The organism is Paramuribaculum intestinale (genome assembly GCF_030759015.1).
In the GTDB taxonomy this organism is placed as follows: Bacteria; Bacteroidota; Bacteroidia; order Bacteroidales; family Muribaculaceae; genus Paramuribaculum; species Paramuribaculum intestinale.
Genome location: NZ_CP098825.1, coordinates 2,255,314 through 2,275,571 on the forward strand (window position 1 = coordinate 2,255,314; position 20,258 = coordinate 2,275,571).

Annotated in this window: 17 protein-coding genes; 14 read left to right on the forward strand and 3 right to left on the reverse strand. The window is 55.6% G+C overall.

Annotated features, from left to right (window positions below):
* Window positions 1–9: 9 nt before the first annotated feature.
* Complete coding sequence (locus NF347_RS10225; RefSeq protein ID WP_107035885.1) at window positions 10–2,061, forward strand: HD family phosphohydrolase; 2,052 nt, start codon at window positions 10–12, stop codon at window positions 2,059–2,061.
* On the forward strand, window positions 2,058–2,780 hold the full coding sequence (locus NF347_RS10230) for a DUF4919 domain-containing protein (RefSeq protein WP_107035884.1): 723 nt from the start codon (window positions 2,058–2,060) through the stop codon (window positions 2,778–2,780). Before NF347_RS10225 ends, NF347_RS10230 begins: the two co-directional genes overlap by 4 nt.
* Window positions 2,781–3,036: 256 nt before the next feature.
* On the opposite strand, the gene queG is transcribed toward NF347_RS10230, so the two are convergent.
* From queG to NF347_RS10245, 3 genes are read right to left on the reverse strand one after another with little or no spacing between them, the layout of a single operon-like run.
* Entirely contained in the window at window positions 3,037–3,984 is a 948-nt protein-coding gene (gene queG, locus NF347_RS10235) for a tRNA epoxyqueuosine(34) reductase QueG (RefSeq protein WP_107035883.1), read from the reverse strand.
* Complete coding sequence (locus tag NF347_RS10240) at window positions 3,959–4,579, reverse strand: polysaccharide deacetylase family protein (protein WP_107035882.1); 621 nt, start codon at window positions 4,577–4,579, stop codon at window positions 3,959–3,961. Before NF347_RS10240 ends, queG begins: the two co-directional genes overlap by 26 nt.
* 4 nt (window positions 4,580–4,583) lie before the next feature.
* Window positions 4,584–8,099, reverse strand: a complete 3,516-nt coding sequence (locus tag NF347_RS10245) for a glycosyltransferase family 117 protein (protein WP_161553772.1) — start codon at window positions 8,097–8,099, stop codon at window positions 4,584–4,586.
* Window positions 8,100–8,346: 247 nt separating this feature from the next.
* Here NF347_RS10245 and NF347_RS10250 point away from each other — a divergent pair, with 247 nt between their 5' ends.
* From NF347_RS10250 to NF347_RS10305, 12 genes are all read left to right on the forward strand, one after another.
* On the forward strand, window positions 8,347–8,652 hold the full coding sequence (locus tag NF347_RS10250; RefSeq protein ID WP_107035880.1) for a nucleotidyltransferase family protein: 306 nt from the start codon (window positions 8,347–8,349) through the stop codon (window positions 8,650–8,652).
* Entirely contained in the window at window positions 8,645–9,013 is a 369-nt protein-coding gene (locus tag NF347_RS10255) for a HepT-like ribonuclease domain-containing protein (RefSeq protein WP_107035879.1), read from the forward strand. The genes NF347_RS10250 and NF347_RS10255 overlap by 8 nt, the downstream gene beginning before the upstream one ends.
* A 266-nt stretch (window positions 9,014–9,279) precedes the next feature.
* Window positions 9,280–11,256, forward strand: a complete 1,977-nt coding sequence (porE, locus tag NF347_RS10260) for a PorE family type IX secretion system protein (RefSeq protein ID WP_107681411.1) — start codon at window positions 9,280–9,282, stop codon at window positions 11,254–11,256.
* 171 nt (window positions 11,257–11,427) lie between these two features.
* Complete coding sequence (dcm, locus tag NF347_RS10265; RefSeq protein WP_107035877.1) at window positions 11,428–12,654, forward strand: DNA (cytosine-5-)-methyltransferase; 1,227 nt, start codon at window positions 11,428–11,430, stop codon at window positions 12,652–12,654.
* Complete coding sequence (locus NF347_RS10270) at window positions 12,651–13,379, forward strand: hypothetical protein (protein ID WP_107035876.1); 729 nt, start codon at window positions 12,651–12,653, stop codon at window positions 13,377–13,379. The genes dcm and NF347_RS10270 overlap by 4 nt, the downstream gene beginning before the upstream one ends.
* A gap of 24 nt (window positions 13,380–13,403) precedes the next feature.
* Window positions 13,404–13,895, forward strand: coding sequence for a very short patch repair endonuclease (locus NF347_RS10275; protein WP_107035875.1), 492 nt, complete (start codon window positions 13,404–13,406; stop codon window positions 13,893–13,895).
* 118 nt (window positions 13,896–14,013) lie between these two features.
* Window positions 14,014–14,988, forward strand: a complete 975-nt coding sequence (locus NF347_RS10280; RefSeq protein WP_107035874.1) for a GSCFA domain-containing protein — start codon at window positions 14,014–14,016, stop codon at window positions 14,986–14,988.
* Window positions 14,985–17,462, forward strand: coding sequence for a bifunctional UDP-N-acetylmuramoyl-tripeptide:D-alanyl-D-alanine ligase/alanine racemase (locus tag NF347_RS10285; RefSeq protein ID WP_107035873.1), 2,478 nt, complete (start codon window positions 14,985–14,987; stop codon window positions 17,460–17,462). The genes NF347_RS10280 and NF347_RS10285 overlap by 4 nt, the downstream gene beginning before the upstream one ends.
* Window positions 17,463–17,590: 128 nt before the next feature.
* Complete coding sequence (locus tag NF347_RS10290) at window positions 17,591–17,824, forward strand: 4Fe-4S dicluster domain-containing protein (protein WP_107035872.1); 234 nt, start codon at window positions 17,591–17,593, stop codon at window positions 17,822–17,824.
* An 8-nt stretch (window positions 17,825–17,832) separates the two neighbouring features.
* Entirely contained in the window at window positions 17,833–18,921 is a 1,089-nt protein-coding gene (locus NF347_RS10295; RefSeq protein WP_107035942.1) for a 3-methyl-2-oxobutanoate dehydrogenase subunit VorB, read from the forward strand.
* Between the two features lie 6 nt (window positions 18,922–18,927).
* Window positions 18,928–19,701 (forward strand): thiamine pyrophosphate-dependent enzyme, encoded by a 774-nt coding sequence (locus tag NF347_RS10300; RefSeq protein WP_107035871.1) that lies wholly within the window; start codon window positions 18,928–18,930, stop codon window positions 19,699–19,701.
* Window positions 19,698–20,240 (forward strand): 2-oxoacid:acceptor oxidoreductase family protein, encoded by a 543-nt coding sequence (locus NF347_RS10305; protein WP_107035870.1) that lies wholly within the window; start codon window positions 19,698–19,700, stop codon window positions 20,238–20,240. The genes NF347_RS10300 and NF347_RS10305 overlap by 4 nt, the downstream gene beginning before the upstream one ends.
* Window positions 20,241–20,258 lie beyond the last annotated feature (18 nt).

A 20,258-nucleotide genomic window follows, 5' to 3' on the forward strand; every position in this document is an offset into this window, starting at 1 on the left:
TCACGAAACATGAAAACTAACGATACATCCGACAGACTGTCGCAATGGCTGCGGTGGGGAGTGTTTGCCGCCGCAGTGTTTCTCACCGTATATTTCCTTCCGCGCTCCGACGGACGGCACTACTCCTATGAAGTCAACCGCCCATGGTCGTACTCGCTGCTGACGGCACCGTTTGACATACCCGTATATCTCGACTCGGTCAGCGCCCGGCAGCTGCGCGACAGCCTTGAGGCCGGATTCGAGCCGGCTCTGAAACGCGATCTGAACACGGAGAAGAATGTGATAGCCTCGTTTGCCGGTCGCCTCAACTCGCCGGATACCCACATCACACTGTCGCCACTGGAACGAAATGCCATCCTGGCCAAGGTGAAAGGGATCTACGAGAAAGGCGTAGTGGAAACCACACTCTATGAAGCCATTGCCGCAGGGCGTCTGCCGCGCGCACGCCTGATACACGACAATGTGGCGATATCCATATCCACATCGGGCTATCTGTCGCCTCGCCGCGCCTACGCCCGGCTCGACAGCGCTCTTCAGGAGGACCGCCACCGTTCGGCGATATCCGCAGCCCGGATAGCCGAGCTGATAGTGCCCAACATCGTGGTGGACAGCCTCGAAACGGCACGTCTGCACGACGACATGATGCAGCGCGCCATGGCACCGGTGGGAGTGGTGCAGAAGGGAGAACGCATCATAGACCGCGGAGTCATAGTCACTCCCCGGCTCTACACCCTGCTCAACACCTATGAAGACCTGCTGAGCCAGCGAGGCATAGGCACCGACCGCTACGACTATTATCCGGTTATGGGTCAGGTGTTGTTCGTCATGCTTCTCTACGGCGCACTCTACGGATTCATGTTCTTTTTCCGCCCCGATTACTATGCTTCGCGTCGGACGATGCTGATGACGATGTCGCTGCTTGTGGCGTTCACCCTGTTTGCATTCGCCATGAGCCGCGCACTGAATTCCGGGCTGTACATGATGCCGTTCGCGATCATACCGCTGGTGCTGGTGGTGTTTCTCGATTCACGCACGGCCTTCTACTCACATCTGACGGCAGTGCTGCTCACCACCCTCGTGGCTCCTTCGACGCTTGAATTCGTGTTTCTGCAGTTCATCGCGGGAGTGGTGGCCATCACATCGACCAAAGAGCTGTCGCGCCGGTCACAACTCATACGCACGGCGATGCTGATCTTCGTGGCCTACGCCCTGTCGTACACAGCCATCGAGCTGATCCACAACGGCACTCTTGAGAGCGTATCGCTACGCGCCATAGGCTTTCTGGGCGTCAACGCCGTGCTGATCTCGTTTGCCTACATCGTCATATTCATTCTTGAAAAGCTGTTTGGCTTCACCTCAAAAGTGACCCTCGTGGAGCTGTCGGACATCAACAACCCGACACTGCGCGAACTCTCCGAGGAGTGTCCGGGCACATTCCAGCACTCCATGGCCGTGAGCAACCTCGCATCGGCGGCCGCAAGCCGCATAGGCGCCAACGTGACCCTTGTCAGAGCCGGAGCACTATACCACGACATAGGCAAGATCGACAATCCCGCATTCTTCACCGAGAACCAGCACGGGGTCAACCCCCACGACTCCCTGTCGGCCCCCCAGAGCGCACGGATAGTGATAGGCCATGTGGCCGACGGACTGCGCCGTGCCGAGAAAGAGAAGCTGCCGGCCGTCATACGCAGCTTCATCTCCGAGCATCACGGACGCGGCAAAGCCCGGTATTTCTACAACACATGGTGCAACGAGCATCCCGACGAGACTCCCGACGAGGATCTTTTCACCTACCCGGGCCCCAACCCGCGTTCGCGCGAGACATCGATACTGATGATGGCCGACGCCATAGAGGCGGCGTCGCGCAGCCTGAGCGAGCACACTCCGGAAGCTATCTCGGCGCTTGTCAACCGCATCATCGACGGCCAGATCGCCGAAGGTCTGCACGACGACTCCCCTCTGTCGTTCCGCGACGTAAACATCATCAAGGAAACGTTCGCGTCGCGCCTGCGCACCATGTACCATTCACGGATCTCTTATCCCGAACTCGTCAAATGAAACACCTTCGCACCCTCATAATCGCCGCAGCCGCCCTGCTGACAGCAATAGCCGCAGGAGCCTCGCAACCCGGCGCGAACGAAACGAAATTCACCACCGAAACCCCTGACCTCGAAGCCATACAGAAGGCCACATACGACCGTCACTCGCCATACTACTACCCGCGGCTGATGAAGGAGTATATGAGAAACGACACCCTGATGAAGCTCGACAAGTTCAGGCATCTCTATTTCGGATATATGTTTCAGGAGGATTACAACCCCTACCGTCCGAAAGCCTTCGAGCCTGCCGCCGAAAACCTGATAAACCGCCGCGAATGGACCCGCGGCGAGTGTGACTCCGTGATCAAATACTCCGAGAAGGCACTCGAAAACAATCCTTTCGACCTGCGCCACATGATGAACCTCATATCGGCGCTGAAAACCAAGGGGAAACGCAATCTTGCCAAAATATGGCAATACAAGCTCGACTATATACTCATGGCGATAGTATCGTCGGGCACAGGCGCCGACGAGGAGAACTCATGGATAGTCATATCGCCGGAGCATGAATACGTGCTGCTGAACGCCATGGGACTCGTGGCCGAGAAACACCTGTTTTTCGAGCCGTTCTACGAGCTGATCACAGCCCGCAAGCCCGACGGATCCACCGCCACATATTATTTCAACATAGCCACCATACTGGAAGAATATTACCGCAAATATCCCGTGGAGGAATAATAGTCAGCGCCGAGAATCCGTCACAAACACCGTTTCTTCCCTTTGACAACGTGACATTAAGTAGATTCAACGGCTTTATACCCCACTCTCAGGTCGGCGGCACAGCCTTTTACCAGCAGGGAAATCAGGTCTTTACCTGTCGCCGGCACCTTCTCTGTGGAGCGTTGGCAATGAATATCATGTCCTGATGAGTTTCACCGACACTATCTATAGTGTGGCGATGAACCGTACTCCCGAAGCTGCCCTGATACAATAATCAGTCAGGCTCGACGGATAAGGCATTGCGCTGCAGTCCGGCGAGCTTGGCTCTTTTTATGGCCGAATGACGGAACAGGGTCGAGAAGCGCTGCTGATCCATCGACAGCAGATCGTCGCGCGTCAGCTCAAGCAGTTCGGGCCGCGGCTCAAACTCAGGCAACGGTCTGACCGGATCGGCCATACGGTTGTGGGGGCATGCTATCTGGCACGTGTCACAGCCATAGACCCGCCGGCCGAGCCTGACACCGGAAGGCAACGGCCCGCGGTGCTCAATCGTGAGGCACGACAGACAGCGGCGCGCGTCGAGCGAGGGGTGCGACGGATTGCCGTCGAGCGCCTGTCCGGGGCAATATACCACACAGCGGCGGCATCCGGCACACGAAAGGCGGCAAGGAGCGTCGGGCGTCATGTCGACGGTAGAGAGTATCGTGCCGATAAAGAAGTAGGATCCCGCTCCCGGAAGTATAAGCTGACAGTTCAGCCCGATAAAACCGAGTCCGGCCCTGACGGCCCAGTATCGCTCACGCAGCGGAGCCGTATCGACGCATACCCGCGTCAGCCCTCCCCATCGCTGACGCAGAACTTCGGCAGCACCTTCGAGCCGTCGACGCAACACCTCGTGATAGTCGTCGCCGAGCGCATAGGCCGCAAAACGGAGTTTTCCCTCTCCGGGCAACACCGGGGCGGCATAAGGGAAAGCGGCGACAATCATGGAGCGCGCACCTTCAAGCAGCAGCGAGGGATCGCGGCGCACGTCGGCATAGCGGTCGAGATAGTCCATCGTATCGTGGCATCCGGCCGCGATCCACTGGTCGTAGGCTGCTGCCGACCGTCCGTCGACCGGCTCTACAGCCGCTATGCCGAAACGATATGCGCCCGACTGCGACATAAGCCCTTCGAGGTCGGCATGTCCGGGCACATCACATCGGGAGGACATCGAATTCATATCCTTCGTTTTTCAGCCACTTTATGGCAAGCGGAAGAGCCGCTTTCATATTGTGCTCGGCCTTGAGCGAGTCATGAAAGACTATGATGGATCCGGGGCGTGCGTAGCGGCGCACATTGTCGAACACCTGATTGGGTCGCAACCGCTTCGAATAGTCGCGCGTGACAAGATCATACATGATGATGTTGTAGCGGCTTTTGATAGCCTTGGCCTGACGCCATCGGATGATGCCGTGGGGCGGGCGGAAGAGGTGGCTGTCGATCAGCCTGTCGGCCTCGGTTATGTCGCGCATATAGGTCATAGACGTCACCTTGAATCCCTGCAGATGATGCATCGTATGATTTCCGTAGCTGTGGCCACGTCGCTTCACCTCCTCGAACACCTCTGGATAGCGGCGCACGTTGTCGCCGACCATGAAGAATGTGGCCTTGATCCCTTCGGCATCAAGCAGGTCGAGCACCCAGGGAGTGACCTCCGGTATCGGCCCGTCGTCGAAAGTCAGATAGACAACCCTTCGTCTGCGGCGGTTGAGCCTCCACACCGCCTCCGGAAAAAGGAGGCGGTAGAGCAACGGCGGCTGTTCGATGAGTCCCATCGGCTTATTGTCCCTTCTGGGCGGAATTGAAGCGGAACTGTCGTTCGAGGTCTACTCCCTTTGCCGAGATCTCCTTCTCAAGAGTCTCTACGTCGCCTCCTCCGTAGAGATAGCTCTGTATGAGGTCGAGGAAGTAGCGCTGATCAGTGTAGCGGTCGGAGTAAGGGAGTGTGGAATACTGCCAGGGCGACAGGCTCTGATAATAGACGATGTTGTCGGCGAAGCGCATGATCTCGTCGCGGATAATCTGCAGTCCCTTCTCGGTGTCGGACTTGTTGCCGGTGAGTTCTCCGAGATTAAGATACAGATCGCCGGCCTGCTTGCCCACCTGCACGGCATAGGGCATGACCTCTGCGGGGAGTTTCTCGCGCATGAGATCGAGCACCGTGCGCGCACGCTGGTAGGAATCGGTGGTGATACGCCGCAGTTCGTTGGACTGCAGGACGGTTAGCATCGCCGAGTCGCGGTCGAATGTGCGACGCGCGTCAATACCCTCGTTGATGAGAGCTGTCACGAGATCAAGCATCGCGGTGCGGTGTGTTGTCACCATGCGTCGCACCGTTTCGTCAAGATAAATGTCGTCGGCGTCCTTCAGTTTGTCGAGTCCGCCCCATGCCCATCGCTCAGTGACGTTGCGATACATCTTCTCGGTGTTGACCGACGGAGCGTCGGACGAATTTCGGAGCGGTCCCACCTCGTAGGCCAGACCGTTGTTGCGCATATATGGCGAGAGTCCCATATAATAACGTTCGGGGACGGTCATGGCGAAGTAGACCGGACGATTCCAGCCGTTGGCCGCCGAAGTGGCTATCATGTCGAGCGCGATGGTCTTGCTCAGTGTCATGCCGCGCTCTCCCGGCGCGTGAGGGTCGGAGAGCAGATTGACAGGTATCACGGCGTCGGCCACCAGAGCCTCCTGCGGAGTGATGCGGCCGGCAGCCACAAGCGCGGCGGTGTCGACGGGCACGTACATATTGGGATGCTTCACGATCGGAAGTCCCCACGAATTCTGACGCGATTCGGGCGAGTAGATCTGACGGAGCGACGCGAGAGCATCGACCGGGATCGTATCGTTGTCGAGGAAGTAAGCGAACTGCAGACGGTCGTAGGCATAGTCGGCCGGACGCGCCTGCATGTCGATGCCGGGAGCCTCATAGGAGGGACGGCGCACCTGATCGACATACCAGTCGGTGGTGAGATATGACAGATTGACCACCTTGACGTCGGTGCGCGTACCCTCCACCTCCTGGGCATACCAGAGGGGGAATGTATCGTTGTCGCCGTTGGTGAACACTATGGCGTTTTCGTCAAGACTGTTGAGGTAGTTGTTGCCGAAGTCGCGGGTGGTGTATCGGCCCGAGCGGTCGTGGTCGTCCCATGTCTGCGACACCATCTGCAACGGCACCAGCAGACCGACAGCCGCAGCCACCACAGCCGCAGCCATGGAGCGCGAACGGAGCTTTCCGGGCTGTTCCTCGGCGGGGTATATGCCCGCCTCACCGTCGCCGGCGGCCTGTGCCGCACCATGCTTGCCGCGCAGAGCAAGCATGATCAGACGCCACAAGCCTACCACTCCCATTCCCACCCAGATAGAGAAGGCATAGAACGAACCGGCAAAGGCATAGTCGCGTTCGCGGGGCTGTCCGGGAGTCTGATTGAGATAAAGCACGATGGCGATACCTGTCATGAAGAAGAGGAAGAACACCACCCAGAACTGCTCGATGCCTCGCTTCGACACGAAAGCCTGCCAGCCTATGCCGATGATGCCGAGAAGCAGCGGGAGCATATAGAAAACGTTGTGACCCTTGTTTTCGCTGCCCTGGTCGGCCGGAAGCAGACTCTGGTCGCCGAGACGCGCATTGTCGATAAAGGGTATTCCCGATATCCAGTTGCCGCGGTTCACCTCGCCGTTGCCCTGTATGTCGTTCTGTCGTCCGGCAAAGTTCCACATGAAGTAGCGCCAGTACATGTGATTGAGCTGATATACGAGGAAGAAGTCGAGATTTTCGGCCATCGTGGGCTTGAGCTGCATGGTCTGCTGCATGGGATTGCCCTCCTTGTCGACATAGAGGGTGGCATTCACCGGTTTGCCCCGGAATCCGATCCAGTCGGCGTAGGCCTGTTTGTGTGACGGGTCGGAGCTGTAGATACGGGGGAAGAGCATATTCAATTCCGGAGTCATTTCATAGGACTTCTTGTGTCCGGTCATGATATACTCGTCGGGTTCGTCGGGCGAAGTCTTCACCTTTTTGGCATATAGCGCCGGTCCCTCCTTGATGATAGGATTGGTCTGCTGTCCCGACACCTCGTAGACGGGCGACGAATTGAGCGTAGCGCCGTAGAAGAGCGGACGGTCGCCATACTGTTCGCGGTTGAGGTAGGAGGCGAGAGAGAACAGGTTGTCGGGCGCATTCTGATTCATCGGCGTATGTGCCGACGAGCGGATGAGCAGCAGCGCGTAGGAGCTGTAGCCGACAAATATCACCAGAGTGGATATCGCCACGAGGTTGAGCACCCTAACCGGCAGCTTGCTTGTCTTGAAGAGCCACAATGCGAGAGCGGCCGTCAGGATCAGAGCCACCCACAGATTGTCGCCGATAAACAGCATGCCCGAGAGCGTAATGGCGAGAAGGAACGATATGCGGATGCGTGTGGCCGACCGCTGCGCGTAAAGCTCACGGATGGCCCAGCAGAACACTCCGATGAATATGACCGTATAGGCCAGAGTGCCCATATTGAAGCTCCATCCGAGCAGATTGACGCAGAACAGCTCGAAATACTGCGCGATCTCGATAAATCCGGGAACAAGGCCGTAGAGGATCAGCGCCACGATGGCACACGACACGAGGAGCGCCAGCAACGATCCCTTGGCCGAGGTGTCGCGCCACTTGCGGTAGTAGACCACCAGCACTATGGCGGGGATGCAGAGCAGGTTGAGCAGATGCACTGCGATGGATATGCCGATGACGTAGGCTATGAGTATGAGATAGCGGTCGGAATGCGGCTGATCGGCCCGGTTTTCCCACTTGAGGATGAGCCAGAACACCAGTGCCGTGCAGAACGACGAGAACGCATAGACCTCGCCCTCGACAGCCGAGAACCAGAATGTGTCGCTCCAGGTGTAGACGAGCGCCGCGCACAGACCCGAGCCGAAGATCACGATCATCTTGAGGGGGCTGACTTCGGTGGCGTCGTCGCGCACGGTCAACCGTTTGACAAGATGGGTTACTGTCCAGAAGAGCAGCAATATCGTGCCGGCCGAAAGCAGCGCCGACATGAGATTGACACAGTAGGCCACCTTAGAGATGTCGCCTCCGGCGAAATTCACGAAAAAGCGGCCGGCGAGCATGAATATCGGGTTGCCCGGCGGGTGACCGACTTCGAGTTTGAATGCCTGAAGTATGAATTCAGGACAATCCCAGAAACTGGCCGTAGGCTCAAGCGTCAGGATGTAGGTCAGGGCGGCCACCACAAAGCATAGCCATCCGAGCGAATTGTTGATGATGTTGTAGCGTTTCATTGCGTTGGACTGGTGATAACGTCGGCCCGACATGCGTCCTCATGACCTCATGAAGCCGCAAACGCCGGGCAGGGTGCAAAGTTAGCCATTTCGCCCGACATTCGCGCAATAAGTAACTCTCAAAAAATGTTTATATTTCATTCAGAAAATGTACCATTATTTTGAAATTTGACCTGAAACACTAATTTTCAACGATTTTTCATATTCAAGCGCTTCTATATCAGAAATAATCGCTAAATTTGCCTATATGAAACTGATTGAACTGAATCTGCAACGTATCTTGGACTTGTGCCGTAAGCATAAGGTCAAGACCCTTTCTGTCTTTGGCTCTATCCTCACAGATAGATTCAACGACCAAAGCGATGTGGACTTACTTGTGGATTTTGAGCCGATAGACCATGACACGTTTGATTATGTCGGCAACTACTTCGACTTAAAGGATTCATTGGAACAGTTGTTCAATCGTAAAGTGGACTTGATAGAGTACGGTAAAAACCTCAATCCAATCTTCAAGGCATTGGTTGATAAGAAAAAACAGTTGATATATGGATGATTATATAGCCGTTTATATCTACGATGTCAAGCGAGCCATTGAAGAAGTCGAAAGCTATTCTGTAGGCTATCCTATGCGTTATGATGTCTTTGAAAAGGACTATCTACGCAGAAGTGCCGTTGAAAGAAAAGTGGAGATAATGGGAGAAGCCATAAACCGTATTCTGAAAATCCAACGTGATTTTCCATTGCCAAATGCAAAAGCTGTGATTGACACACGCAACCGCATAATACATGGCTACGATTCTGTGAAACCTGAATTTCTGTGGAGTTTGGTTATACGCCATATTCCCGAACTCAAAAAAGATGTGGAGAGAATCATTGCCGAATATGGAATATCGCCTGAAACGATAGGACAGTAAACACTTGAAAAAATATGTTTATCCGCTTTCTTTTCTTGGAAGTGCTTGCACAATCCAATGAAAATTGCTAACTTTAGATTGAGACGCAGGTTCAACTGGCAAGTGCAAAATTAGCGCTTCGTTTGAAGAACTCAGTCTTCGGGTTTGAAAAACCGAGTTTTTTCCCGCAGCCCATCATCCGGATCCGCCTGTCAGTCCGAAAGGCGGGTTCCGGATTTTTATCCATCACGACACAATGTTTTGACCGAACAAGCGTTGAACAACTGATGAACAGAATCCTCCTGACAGCGCTTACAGCCATCGTGGCCGCCACACTCGCGGTCATCGCACCGGGGTGCCGAGGCCCGAAACTCGCCACCGCCGACGCACAGATGGAGCGCGGCGAATATTTCGACGCCTCGGCATCGTACCGCAAGATATACAACAAGCTCAAACGCCCGGCCGACAGACCTCTGCGGGGCGAGGTGGCATTCAAGATGGCCGAGGCCGACCGCAGGCTCGGCCGCGCCGGCCGCGCCGCCGCAGCCTACCGCAACGCCCTGCGCTACGGCTATCCCGACTCCATAGCCCTGCTGCGCATGGCCACGATGCTGCATGCGTCGGGCAAATACCCGGAAGCCATCGACGCCTACAGCCAGTATCTGGCGTCAAACCCACGCGACGCCGAGGCACAGTCAGGGCTGAGCGGAGCGCGACAGGCCGCACGGATGAAAGCCATGCCCACTCGCTACATAGTCAAGCAGCAGAAACTGTTCAATTCGCGCAGAGCCGACTTCTCGCCCGTGCTCGACTCCGAGGGCCGCCTCTACTTCACGACAACAAACGAGAAGGTGACCGGCACATCGCGGAGTGAAGTGACCGGCACTAAACGCTGCGATATCTGGGTGGCGGACAAGGACGAGCAGGGGCGATGGCAGCGTCCCCTTCCGGCCGAAGGAGCGCTCAATACCGAGGGCGACGAAGGGGTCATAGCATTCTCGCCCGACGGACGCACCATGTATCTGACACGCGCCTCGAAAAATCCGCAGGCCGACTCCCCCGCCATGATATGCACTTCGACCCGCTCGGAAGCGTCATGGAGCGAAGCGCGTCCGATCGACTTGATAACCGATACAGTCTACAGCTACGGGCATCCGGCCATAGATCCGTCGGGGCGTTATCTTTACTTCGTATCGGACCGTCCCGGCAGCATCGGGCAGACCGACATCTGGCGCATAGAACTCAACAGCGCGGGAGCCGTCCCCGAAAATCTCGGCATGGCGATAAACACGCCGGGAAGAGAGATGTTTCCGGTGATGCGCACCGACAGCCTTATGTATTTTTCGTCAGACGGACACCCCGGCATGGGTGGACTCGACCTGTTCATGGCGCGTCTACAGCCCTCAGGGGTGTGGAGCGTACGCAACATGGGAGTGCCGCTCAACTCCGAAGCCGATGACTTCGGCATGACATTCGAGCCGGGGCGCGAAGCGGGCTTTTTCAGCACATCGAGAGGCGACGCACGCGGATATGACCACATCTATTCATTCGAACTGCCCGATCTGAAGATCAACATATCGGGATATGTCACCGATCTTGAGGAGGAACCGATAGCGGGAGCGACAGTCAAGATCGTGGGCGACGACGGCAGCAACCGCCGCGCCGTCACACGCGACGACGGATCATTCAGCTTCCCGCTCGACCGCGGAGTGCGCTACGCCATGCTCGCCGGCGCCAACGGCTATCTCAACGCCCGCCAGGAATTCGAATCGGACACGGCGGCCGCCGACGCCGACTATGCCGTGGATTTCATGCTGGCCTCGCTGACACGGCCCAATGTTGTGGAAAACATCTTCTACGACTTCGACAAAGCCACGCTACGCCCTGAGTCGACCGAAGCACTCGACGCACTCGTCAAGACCCTTCAGGAGAATCCGGGCATAAACGTGGAGATGGGATCGCACACCGACCGCGTGGGATCAGACGCCTACAACGTCAGACTCTCGGAACGAAGAGCAAAATCGGTGACCGACTACCTCATCGGCGCCGGGATCGATCCGAGCCGGCTGTCGTGGCACGGCTACGGCAAATCACAACCCAAGAAGGTGACCCGCCGCATCAACCGCCTCTATCCGCAGTTTGCCGAAGGAACGGTGCTCGACGAAGCCTTTATCGCCACCCTGTCGGACGAAGACCGCGACGCCGCCGACCAGATCAACCGCCGCACCGAATTCCGCGTCACCTCGACCGACTTCTCCTTCTGACCGCCTGAAACAATCCTACGATTCAAATTTACGACTCAAATTTATTTCTATTTTGACCTTTTTATATTATCCGTACAGAGAATTCCGCAGTTTATGTGTAAATTTGCACGATTGAAAAAGACGGAATACGCTATTATTTCCTTCACCTTCATTTAGAGCTAATGCAGCATAATGAACGAGTATAAACCACCTATTCTCCGCGACACCATCTCCTGCCTAACCGATAGGAGAGCTGGCAACGACAATTGCGCATCAGACCTTAAAACTGAACATTCTTATGAAAGAAAAGCTCTCTTGGCTCATTTGCGTAACAATTTTGACATACTAAATAAACAACAGAAATCAATCATCCAAAAACGGATCAACGACTTCACTACGGAAGAGGATCGTTTTGCATACGATTCTGAATCACTTATCGCCGCCGACCCTACGGTACAATATGACTTGTTTTCGTCGCTTGACAAGGCTCCGTTCCACGATCACGAACAAAAGTTCAAATTTATCGATCTATTTGCCGGCATTGGAGGCATTAGATTGCCCTTTAGTGAATTAGGTGGTAGATGTGTATTTTCTTCCGAGTGGGATAAAAATGCACAGAAAACTTATATCACTAATTATGGCGACATCCCTTTTGGTGACATTACAAAAATTGGAGAAGACTTCATTCCCTCTCATGATATTTTGTTAGCGGGATTTCCATGCCAGGCGTTCTCAATCATTGGCAAAATGCGAGGCTTTGAGGACACCAGAGGCACTATGTTTTTTGAAGTTGCAAGAATATTGAAATATCATAGACCAAAAGCATTCTTGCTTGAAAACGTTAAAAATCTAGCCGGTCATGACCAAGGCCGTACGCTTGCAACAATTCTGAAAACCCTAGATGAACTGGGATACCACGTCCAATGGAAAATTCTGAATGCTCTCGATTTTGGACTTCCTCAAAAACGTGAACGAATCATTATAGTTGGATTTCTTGACAAACAGAAATCGGACAAATTCAATTTCACCTTTGAAAAGACACCATACGACCTGAACAACATCCTAGAAAATGACGAAACAGTAGATCCTGCACTGTTCGCATCAGAAGAAATACGTAAAAAACGATTAAATCGCGTACGGGGTAAGAACGTGTTCTATCCATCGGTTTGGCATGAAAACAAATCAGGTAACATTTCTGTTTTGCCTTACGCTTGTGCCCTGAGAACCGGAGCGTCATATAATTATCTGTTGATAAATGGATACCGCCGCCCATCTTCAAAGGAACTACTACGCTTTCAGGGGTTTCCTGAAGCATTTTTAATAACTGTATCCCACTCTGAGATTAGAAGACAAACCGGCAATTCTGTTGCCGTACCCATGATAAGAGCGGTTGCGAAAAAAATCATTGACCTATTATGAGAAGACCGAAATTAAGAGACTCAAATCGTCTGATGGACAGTTGCTATGGCATAGGAGATATTCCTAGCGATATCATTGTCAAGGTCGGCGGTTCCATAGTATTCATCATATATACGGGCCGAAAGGATATCACTGGAGAAGACTGGGGCGACATATTCTCAAAGGCTATTGACGGCAAACATCTTAATAGCCCTCTTGGGATCGCGGATGTTGTCAAAGGGAAAACAGCATGGTCAATGAAAACTGTTAAAACGGCTCATCCTCTTACAGCCAAGAAAGTGCGGCTTATTAGCGGACGATGCTCCCCTGATTATTCATACGGCATCGAGGATCCGCATGCCGACATCCAAAAGACGGGAGAAGCAGTTCTCGCCATTTGGAATAGCAGAGTTGATATAACACTCGCACATTACAATGCAGCGAGAGTCGGCGTTTTAGTGCGTGACGAATCCTTGAAAGAATTCACTTTTTTCGAAGAGTATCTCGAACATTACAATATCGCCAACTACATTTGGGAAGAAAATAAAAATGGGAATTTAATAGGCGTAGAAGAAAAATCCGGTCTAAAAAAATTCACATGGCAACCACACGGGTCGCAGTTCACCATAGACTGTGAAATACCATCAAATTCTATAAAATTCAAAATCAAACATCCCGAAAAGATTTCAGAAGACGACATTCTTGATCATCTCGGTTACAACCGCGAATGGGTCGAGATCCTTTAACAAGTTTAGTCAAACATAAAAACCATGGATGTTTTCTCAAAAGAGAAACGAAGCCAGGTCATGTCTTCCATTAGATCTACCGACACAAAACCTGAAATGATTGTCCGCAAGTATCTCCACGCTAATGGTTTCAGATACGGGCTTCATAATCAAAAACTGCCGGGACATCCTGATATTGTCCTGCGAAAATACCAGACTATAGTTTTCATAAACGGCTGCTTTTGGCATGGTCATAAAGGATGCCGCCATTATACTGTGCCTAAATCCAACACCTCCTACTGGACCGCTAAAGTACGCAGAAATGTCGAGCGTGATGCTGAAAACATCACAAAACTCAAAAGCAAAGGTTGGCGCGTCATCACCATTTGGGAATGCGAACTAAAATCAGACATACGCGAGAATACTCTTGCAAATCTTGTCAGGATGCTTCATCAGAAAGCAGTTGAATATGACACGACCGCTCCTCATACAATCATGGCAGCTGAAAATGCTGCAATTTATGGGTCTGACGATTAGTCATGGATACTATTGATCGCATACAAACACCACACGAAGGCAGGGCGGAGAGATTTTGGTGGGGAATAAACGGGAGATTTTGTAACTTTGCCGACACATTATACCCTCCGACGGCAGCATGATGCAATTCCGCACTCCAGTAGCCCCCTTAAGACATCAGGGGATTGTAGACCACCGCACTCCTGTGGTGACGCTCGGCTCATGCTTTGCCGACGCCGTGGCGCGACGGCTCTCCGACCGTCTGTTTGCCGTGACAGCCAACCCTTTCGGCACTCTCTACAATCCTGCCTCGATAGCCGCCGCAGCGCGCCGGATAAGCGGCGGAACGGAGTTCACTCCCGACGAGCTGTTCTGCCACGAGCGCCGCTGGCGTTCATGGCTATGCCACACACTGCTATCCTTTGAAGGAACGGCCGAGGAGGCCGCAACACAGTTCAACCGGCATCTTGCCAAAGCGTCAGAGGCACTGCGCCAGAGCCGCGTGGCCATCGTGACCCTTGGCACCGCATGGGTGTTCGCCCTGCGCTCCACCGGTGAGACTGTGGCCAACTGCCATAAACTGTCCTCGGAACTATTCGAACGCCGGATGCTGAATGTCGACGAGAGCGCGCGACTGATCACCGAGGCATGCGAATCGATGCGCAGCGCATCTCCCGGCCTGACGGTGATACTTTCCGTAAGCCCTATCCGCCACGCTGCCGACGGACATCACGGCAACCAGCTATCCAAGTCAACCCTGATGCTCGCCGCCGAAGAGGCGATAGCGCGGCTCGACAGGCCTGACGCCCCGGCCATATACTTTCCGGCGTTCGAGGCCGTGATCGACGACCTTCGCGACTACCGGTTTTACGACACAGACATGCGCCACCCCACCAGTCAGGCCGCCGACTATGTGTTCGGGCTTTTCGCAGAATCGTTTTTCACCTCTGACACCGCATCGCTCAGCGAACGATGTCTGCGGCTGACACGGCGCCTCGCCCATCGTCCGCTGACCGGACAGCCCGACGCGGCATTCACCGCCGCGACCGCCGCCATGGCCCGCGAACTGGCCGAATCACACCCATACCTCCGAAACGTCATACCCAATATATGAACTACAAGATATCGCGGATAGCCGAAACTATCCATGCATCGCTCCCCTCCCCGGCCGACCCCGACCATGAAATCTCGATACTGCTCACCGACAGCCGATCGCTGACCTATCCGGATCAGTCGATATTCTTCGCCATACGCACCCGCAACAACGACGGGCACCGCTATATGCGCGATCTGTACGACCGCGGGGTGAGACACTTCGTGGCGCGGCACATTCCCGACGACATGGCCTCGGCAACTGACGCCGTGATATTGCTCGTGCCGAGCGTCACACGCGCCCTTCAGGATCTTGCCCGCGCCCACCGCAGCCGGTTTGACATACCGGTGGTGGGCATCACCGGCTCCCGCGGCAAGACCACCGTCAAGGAGTGGCTCTATCAACTGCTGTCGTCGGACTACTCGATAGTCAGATCGCCGCGCAGCTACAACTCCCAGATCGGAGTGCCCCTGTCGATATGGGAACTCGACACCGACACCACCATGGCCATCTTCGAGGCCGGCATATCGCTCCCCGACGAGATGACCGCCCTGCAAGGCATCATCAAGCCCAACATAGGCATAATCACCAACATCGGGCCGGAGCATGCCGACGGATTCACTTCGCTGCGCACGAAATGCGACGAAAAGGTGATATTGATGCGCGACTGCGACGTGATCATCTACAACGGCGATGACCGGGTGATCAGCGAAGCCGTCAGCGAGGCCTGCATACCGGCCAAAGAGATCGCATGGTCGACACGCGACAGCGACCGGCCGCTGTTCATATCGGCCATACGACGCCACCGCGAAACGACCGACATTGACTTCTCCTATCTGCGCACCGACGGCTCTGTGACGATACCGTTCACTTCCGACGCCGACATACAGAACGCCATCCACTGTCTGGCGCTGATGCTGTATCTCAACCGCCCGGCCGACATCACCGCCTCGCGGATATCACAGCTTGCGCCGGTGGCCACGCGAATGGAGGTGAAGGAGGGCGTGAACGACTGCCTCGTGATATATGACGCCTACACCTCCGATCTCAACTCCCTGCAGCCGGCACTCGACTTTCTGAACAGGAGGCGCACCGGCCGGCGATCCGTCACTGCGATAATCTCTGACGTGATGCACGAAACCCTCGAGCCGCAACGCCTCTACCGCGAGGTGGCCCGACTGCTGACACAGCGCGGAGTGGATCGCGTGATAGGCGTCGGCGAAGAGATCTCGGCCAACTCCCGCTATTTTCCAGCCGACTCCCGCTTCTTCCCTTCGACCTCGGTGATGCTCTCGGAGATGTCGGCCGACGACTTCGACCGCGAGCTGGTGCTCGTCAAAGGCGCCTCGCGTTTTCATTTCGAAATGATTGCCGAGATGCTCGAGGCCCGTCAGCACGAAACCGTACTGGAGGTAAATCTCGACGCTCTGGTATCCAACTTCAACCTCTACCGCTCGATGCTCCGCCCCACCACCGGTATAATATGCATGGTCAAGGCCTCAGGCTACGGAGCCGGCTCCTACGAACTGGCCAAGACACTCCAGGCGCAGGGCGCGGCATATATGGCCGTGGCTGTGCTCGACGAGGGCGTGGAACTGCGCGAGGCCGGCATCACCATGCCGGTAATGGTGATGAACCCTCACGTGGCCAACTACAAGACGATGTTTGCCTATCGGCTAGAACCGGAGGTGTACTCCTTCGGCATACTTCGCGAAATAATCCGCGAAGGTGAGAAATGCGGCATCACCGATTTCCCGGTACATATCAAGCTCGACACCGGAATGCACCGCCTTGGCTTCATACCCGAGGAGATCCCCGAGCTGATCGACCTGCTGCGTCGCCAGAAGGTGGTGCGTCCCCACTCGTTGTTCTCGCATCTGGCCACGGCCGACTGCCCTCATCTCAACTCCTATACCGAAGGACAGCTGAAACTGTTTGACAGCATGTGCGCGCAGATACAGAGTGCCTTCAGCCACTACATCATGCGCCACATACTCAACTCGGCCGGCATAGCGCGGTATCCCTCTCACCAGTACGACATGGTGCGCCTCGGCATCGGACTGTATGGCGTCGCCACCCTGCCCGGCGGCGAACCGGCAGGTCTGCGCACCGTATCGTCGCTGCGCACCGTCATCATCTCCATACGCGAATGGCCTGCCGGCACCACCATAGGCTACGGCTGCCGCGGAGTGTGCACGCGCCGCTCGCGCATAGCCACGATCCCGGTGGGATATGCCGACGGCATCGACCGCCATCTCGGCAACGGCGGCATGAGAGTGTGGATCAACGGCCACCGCTGTCCGTCGATAGGCAATATATGCATGGACGCATGCATGATCGACGTCACCGACGCCGACTGTCAGGTGGGGGACCGGGTGGAGATCTTCGGCGACAATGTGCCTGTCGAGGATCTGTCGGACGTGCTCGACACCATCCCCTACGAGATGCTCACATCCGTAAGCACCCGAGTGAAGCGCATTTACTACCGCGAATAAGCGACAATGCCGCCGATATGGCACACGACAAGGCCATTTGTGCCATTGGTTAAGGTTTTGTTAAATGTAGCCGTTTTGGCAGAAAAAATGTTACTTTTGTATCGGTCATTGACAAGACAACAATAAATATGGCAAAATTCATCGGAGCTGTAGATATCAATATGGAGCGATGCAAGGGATGCGATCTGTGTGTGGTGGCATGCCCCTGCTCAGTGCTCAGCCTGCAGCCCAAGGAGGTCAACAACCGAGGCTATCATTACGCCTACGCCGACAAGGCGGAGGCATGCATCGGCTGCGCGGCCTGCGCCACGGTATGCCCCGACGGGTGCATAACCGTGTATCGTGTAACGAACCAATCCTGATCATGACAATGGATGAAGAAGTGAGGCTAATGAAGGGCAACGAGGCGATAGCGCATGCTGCCGTACGCTACGGCGTCGACGGCTATTTCGGCTATCCGATCACCCCGCAGAGCGAGGTGCTTGAAACCCTTGAGGCTCTCATGCCGTGGGAAACCACCGGAATGGTGGTGCTTCAGGCCGAGAGCGAAGTGGCCTCCATCAATATGGTATATGGCGGTGCCGCCACAGGCAAGGCCGTCATGACATCATCGTCGAGCCCCGGCATCAGCCTGATGCAGGAGGGACTGTCGTATATAGCTGCCGGAGAGCTGCCGGCACTGGTGGTCAACGTGATGCGCGGAGGCCCCGGCCTCGGCACCATCCACCCCTCGCAGGCCGACTACCATCAGGCCGTCCGCGGCGGAGGTCACGGCGACTACCACTTCATAGTGCTTGCGCCATCGACCGTGCAGGAGATGGCCGACTTTGTGGGTCTCGGCTTTGACCTGGCCTTCAAGTACCGCACTCCGGCCATGATACTGGCCGACGGCATCGTGGGTCAGATGATGGAGAAGGTGGTGTTGCCGCCACAGCGGCGCCGCCGCACCGCCAGCGAGATAGCCGAGCAGTGCCCGTGGGCCGTCACCGGACGCCCCGAGGGCAGAGGTCCCAACGTGATGACGACTCTCGAGCTTGACTCCTACAAGATGGAGGACAACAACCGGCGCTATCAGGCCACCTACGACCTCATACGGCGCGACGAAGTGAGATACGAAGAGTATCTGACCGACGACGCCGACTATATCTTCGTGGCTTTCGGATCGATGGCCCGGATATGCACCAAGACCATTGACGATGCCCGCGCCGAAGGGATCCGCGTGGGTCTGATACGTCCGATCACCCTATGGCCGTTCCCGGAAAAGCCTCTTGAAGATCTGTCGAAACGCGTCAAGGGGATGCTTGTAGTGGAACTAAACGCCGGACAGATGATCGATGACGTCAGGCTGGCGACAGCCGGCCGGGTGCCGGTGGAACACTTCGGCCGCCTCGGCGGTATAGTGCCCAGTCCGGCTGAGGTGACCGACGCTTTCAAAAACTTCATAAGCAGGATAGGATAAGCAATCATGAATACCGACGACATAAAGCGGGCTGAAAACGTGGTGTGCTCCAAGCCGCGCCTGCTCAACGACAACAACATGCACTACTGCCCCGGGTGCTCCCACGGGGTGGTACACCGTCTGGTGGCCGAGGTGATCGAGGAGATGGAGGCCGAGCACATAGCCATAGGCATAGCTCCTGTGGGATGCGCGGTGTTTGCCTACAATTATATCGACATAGACTGGATAGAGGCCGCTCACGGACGCGCCCCGGCCGTGGCAACCGCCGCCAAGCGTCTTAATCCCGACCGGCTCGTGTTCACCTATCAGGGTGACGGCGATCTGGCCGCAATAGGCACTGCCGAAACCATCCATGCGGCCAACCGCGGCGAGAACATAGCCATCATATTCATCAACAACGCCATCTACGGCATGACCGGTGGGCAGATGGCTCCGACCACACTCGAGGGCATGAAGACCTCGACCACCCCCTACGGACGGCGAGCGGATCTGAACGGTCATCCGCTCCGCATCACCGAACTGCTCGCACAGCTGCCCGGCACATGCTACGTCACCCGCCAGTCGGTCCACACTCCGGCCACGGTGCGCAAGGCAAAGGCGGCTATCAGACGGGCATTCGAGAACTCGATGAACGGCCGCGGCACCTCCGTGGTAGAGATAGTAAGCACCTGCAACAGCGGCTGGAAAATGTCGCCCGACAAGGCTAACCGGTGGATGGTCGACAATATGTTTCCGTTCTATCCTCCGGGCGATCTCAAAACCACCGACCAAGAGAAATGAAAGAAGAGATAATCATAGCAGGATTCGGCGGCCAGGGTGTGCTCTCAATGGGCAAGATACTGGCATACGCCGGACTGATGGACAATCTGGAAGTGACATGGATGCCATCGTACGGCCCTGAACAGCGCGGCGGCACGGCCAACGTCACCGTGGTGTTGAGCGACTCCCCCATCAGTTCGCCTGTGCTCGACAGCTACGACACGGCAGTGATACTCAACCAGCAGAGCCTTGACAAATTCGAGAGCAAGGTGAAGCCCGGAGGCACGCTGATCTATGATCCCTACGGCATCCACCGCGCTCCGCAGCGCACCGACATAAACGTGGTGAGGGTGGATGCGATGGAAGCGACGTTTGACATGAAGAGCGCCAAGACCTACAACATGGTGGTGCTCGGAGCACTGCTCGCCGTGAGACATCTCGTCCCGCTCGAAAGCGTCATGTCGGGTCTGAAGAAGGTATTGCCCGAACGCCACCACCATCTGCTGCCCGACAACCGCGACGCGATAGTGCGCGGCATGGAGCTGGTCGGCCAGAGCTGACACCGGTCGAAGCGGACG

Coding starts and splice junctions, on each gene's coding strand:
- NF347_RS10225 (WP_107035885.1), top strand. CDS start 10: ATGAAAACTAACGATACATCCGACAGACTGTCGCAATGGCTGCGGTGG.
- NF347_RS10230 (WP_107035884.1), top strand. CDS start 2,058: ATGAAACACCTTCGCACCCTCATAATCGCCGCAGCCGCCCTGCTGACA.
- queG (WP_107035883.1), bottom strand. CDS start 3,984: ATGAATTCGATGTCCTCCCGATGTGATGTGCCCGGACATGCCGACCTC.
- NF347_RS10240 (WP_107035882.1), bottom strand. CDS start 4,579: ATGGGACTCATCGAACAGCCGCCGTTGCTCTACCGCCTCCTTTTTCCG.
- NF347_RS10245 (WP_161553772.1), bottom strand. CDS start 8,099: ATGAAACGCTACAACATCATCAACAATTCGCTCGGATGGCTATGCTTT.
- NF347_RS10250 (WP_107035880.1), top strand. CDS start 8,347: ATGAAACTGATTGAACTGAATCTGCAACGTATCTTGGACTTGTGCCGT.
- NF347_RS10255 (WP_107035879.1), top strand. CDS start 8,645: ATGGATGATTATATAGCCGTTTATATCTACGATGTCAAGCGAGCCATT.
- porE (WP_107681411.1), top strand. CDS start 9,280: ATGAACAGAATCCTCCTGACAGCGCTTACAGCCATCGTGGCCGCCACA.
- dcm (WP_107035877.1), top strand. CDS start 11,428: ATGAACGAGTATAAACCACCTATTCTCCGCGACACCATCTCCTGCCTA.
- NF347_RS10270 (WP_107035876.1), top strand. CDS start 12,651: ATGAGAAGACCGAAATTAAGAGACTCAAATCGTCTGATGGACAGTTGC.
- NF347_RS10275 (WP_107035875.1), top strand. CDS start 13,404: ATGGATGTTTTCTCAAAAGAGAAACGAAGCCAGGTCATGTCTTCCATT.
- NF347_RS10280 (WP_107035874.1), top strand. CDS start 14,014: ATGATGCAATTCCGCACTCCAGTAGCCCCCTTAAGACATCAGGGGATT.
- NF347_RS10285 (WP_107035873.1), top strand. CDS start 14,985: ATGAACTACAAGATATCGCGGATAGCCGAAACTATCCATGCATCGCTC.
- NF347_RS10290 (WP_107035872.1), top strand. CDS start 17,591: ATGGCAAAATTCATCGGAGCTGTAGATATCAATATGGAGCGATGCAAG.
- NF347_RS10295 (WP_107035942.1), top strand. CDS start 17,833: ATGGATGAAGAAGTGAGGCTAATGAAGGGCAACGAGGCGATAGCGCAT.
- NF347_RS10300 (WP_107035871.1), top strand. CDS start 18,928: ATGAATACCGACGACATAAAGCGGGCTGAAAACGTGGTGTGCTCCAAG.
- NF347_RS10305 (WP_107035870.1), top strand. CDS start 19,698: ATGAAAGAAGAGATAATCATAGCAGGATTCGGCGGCCAGGGTGTGCTC.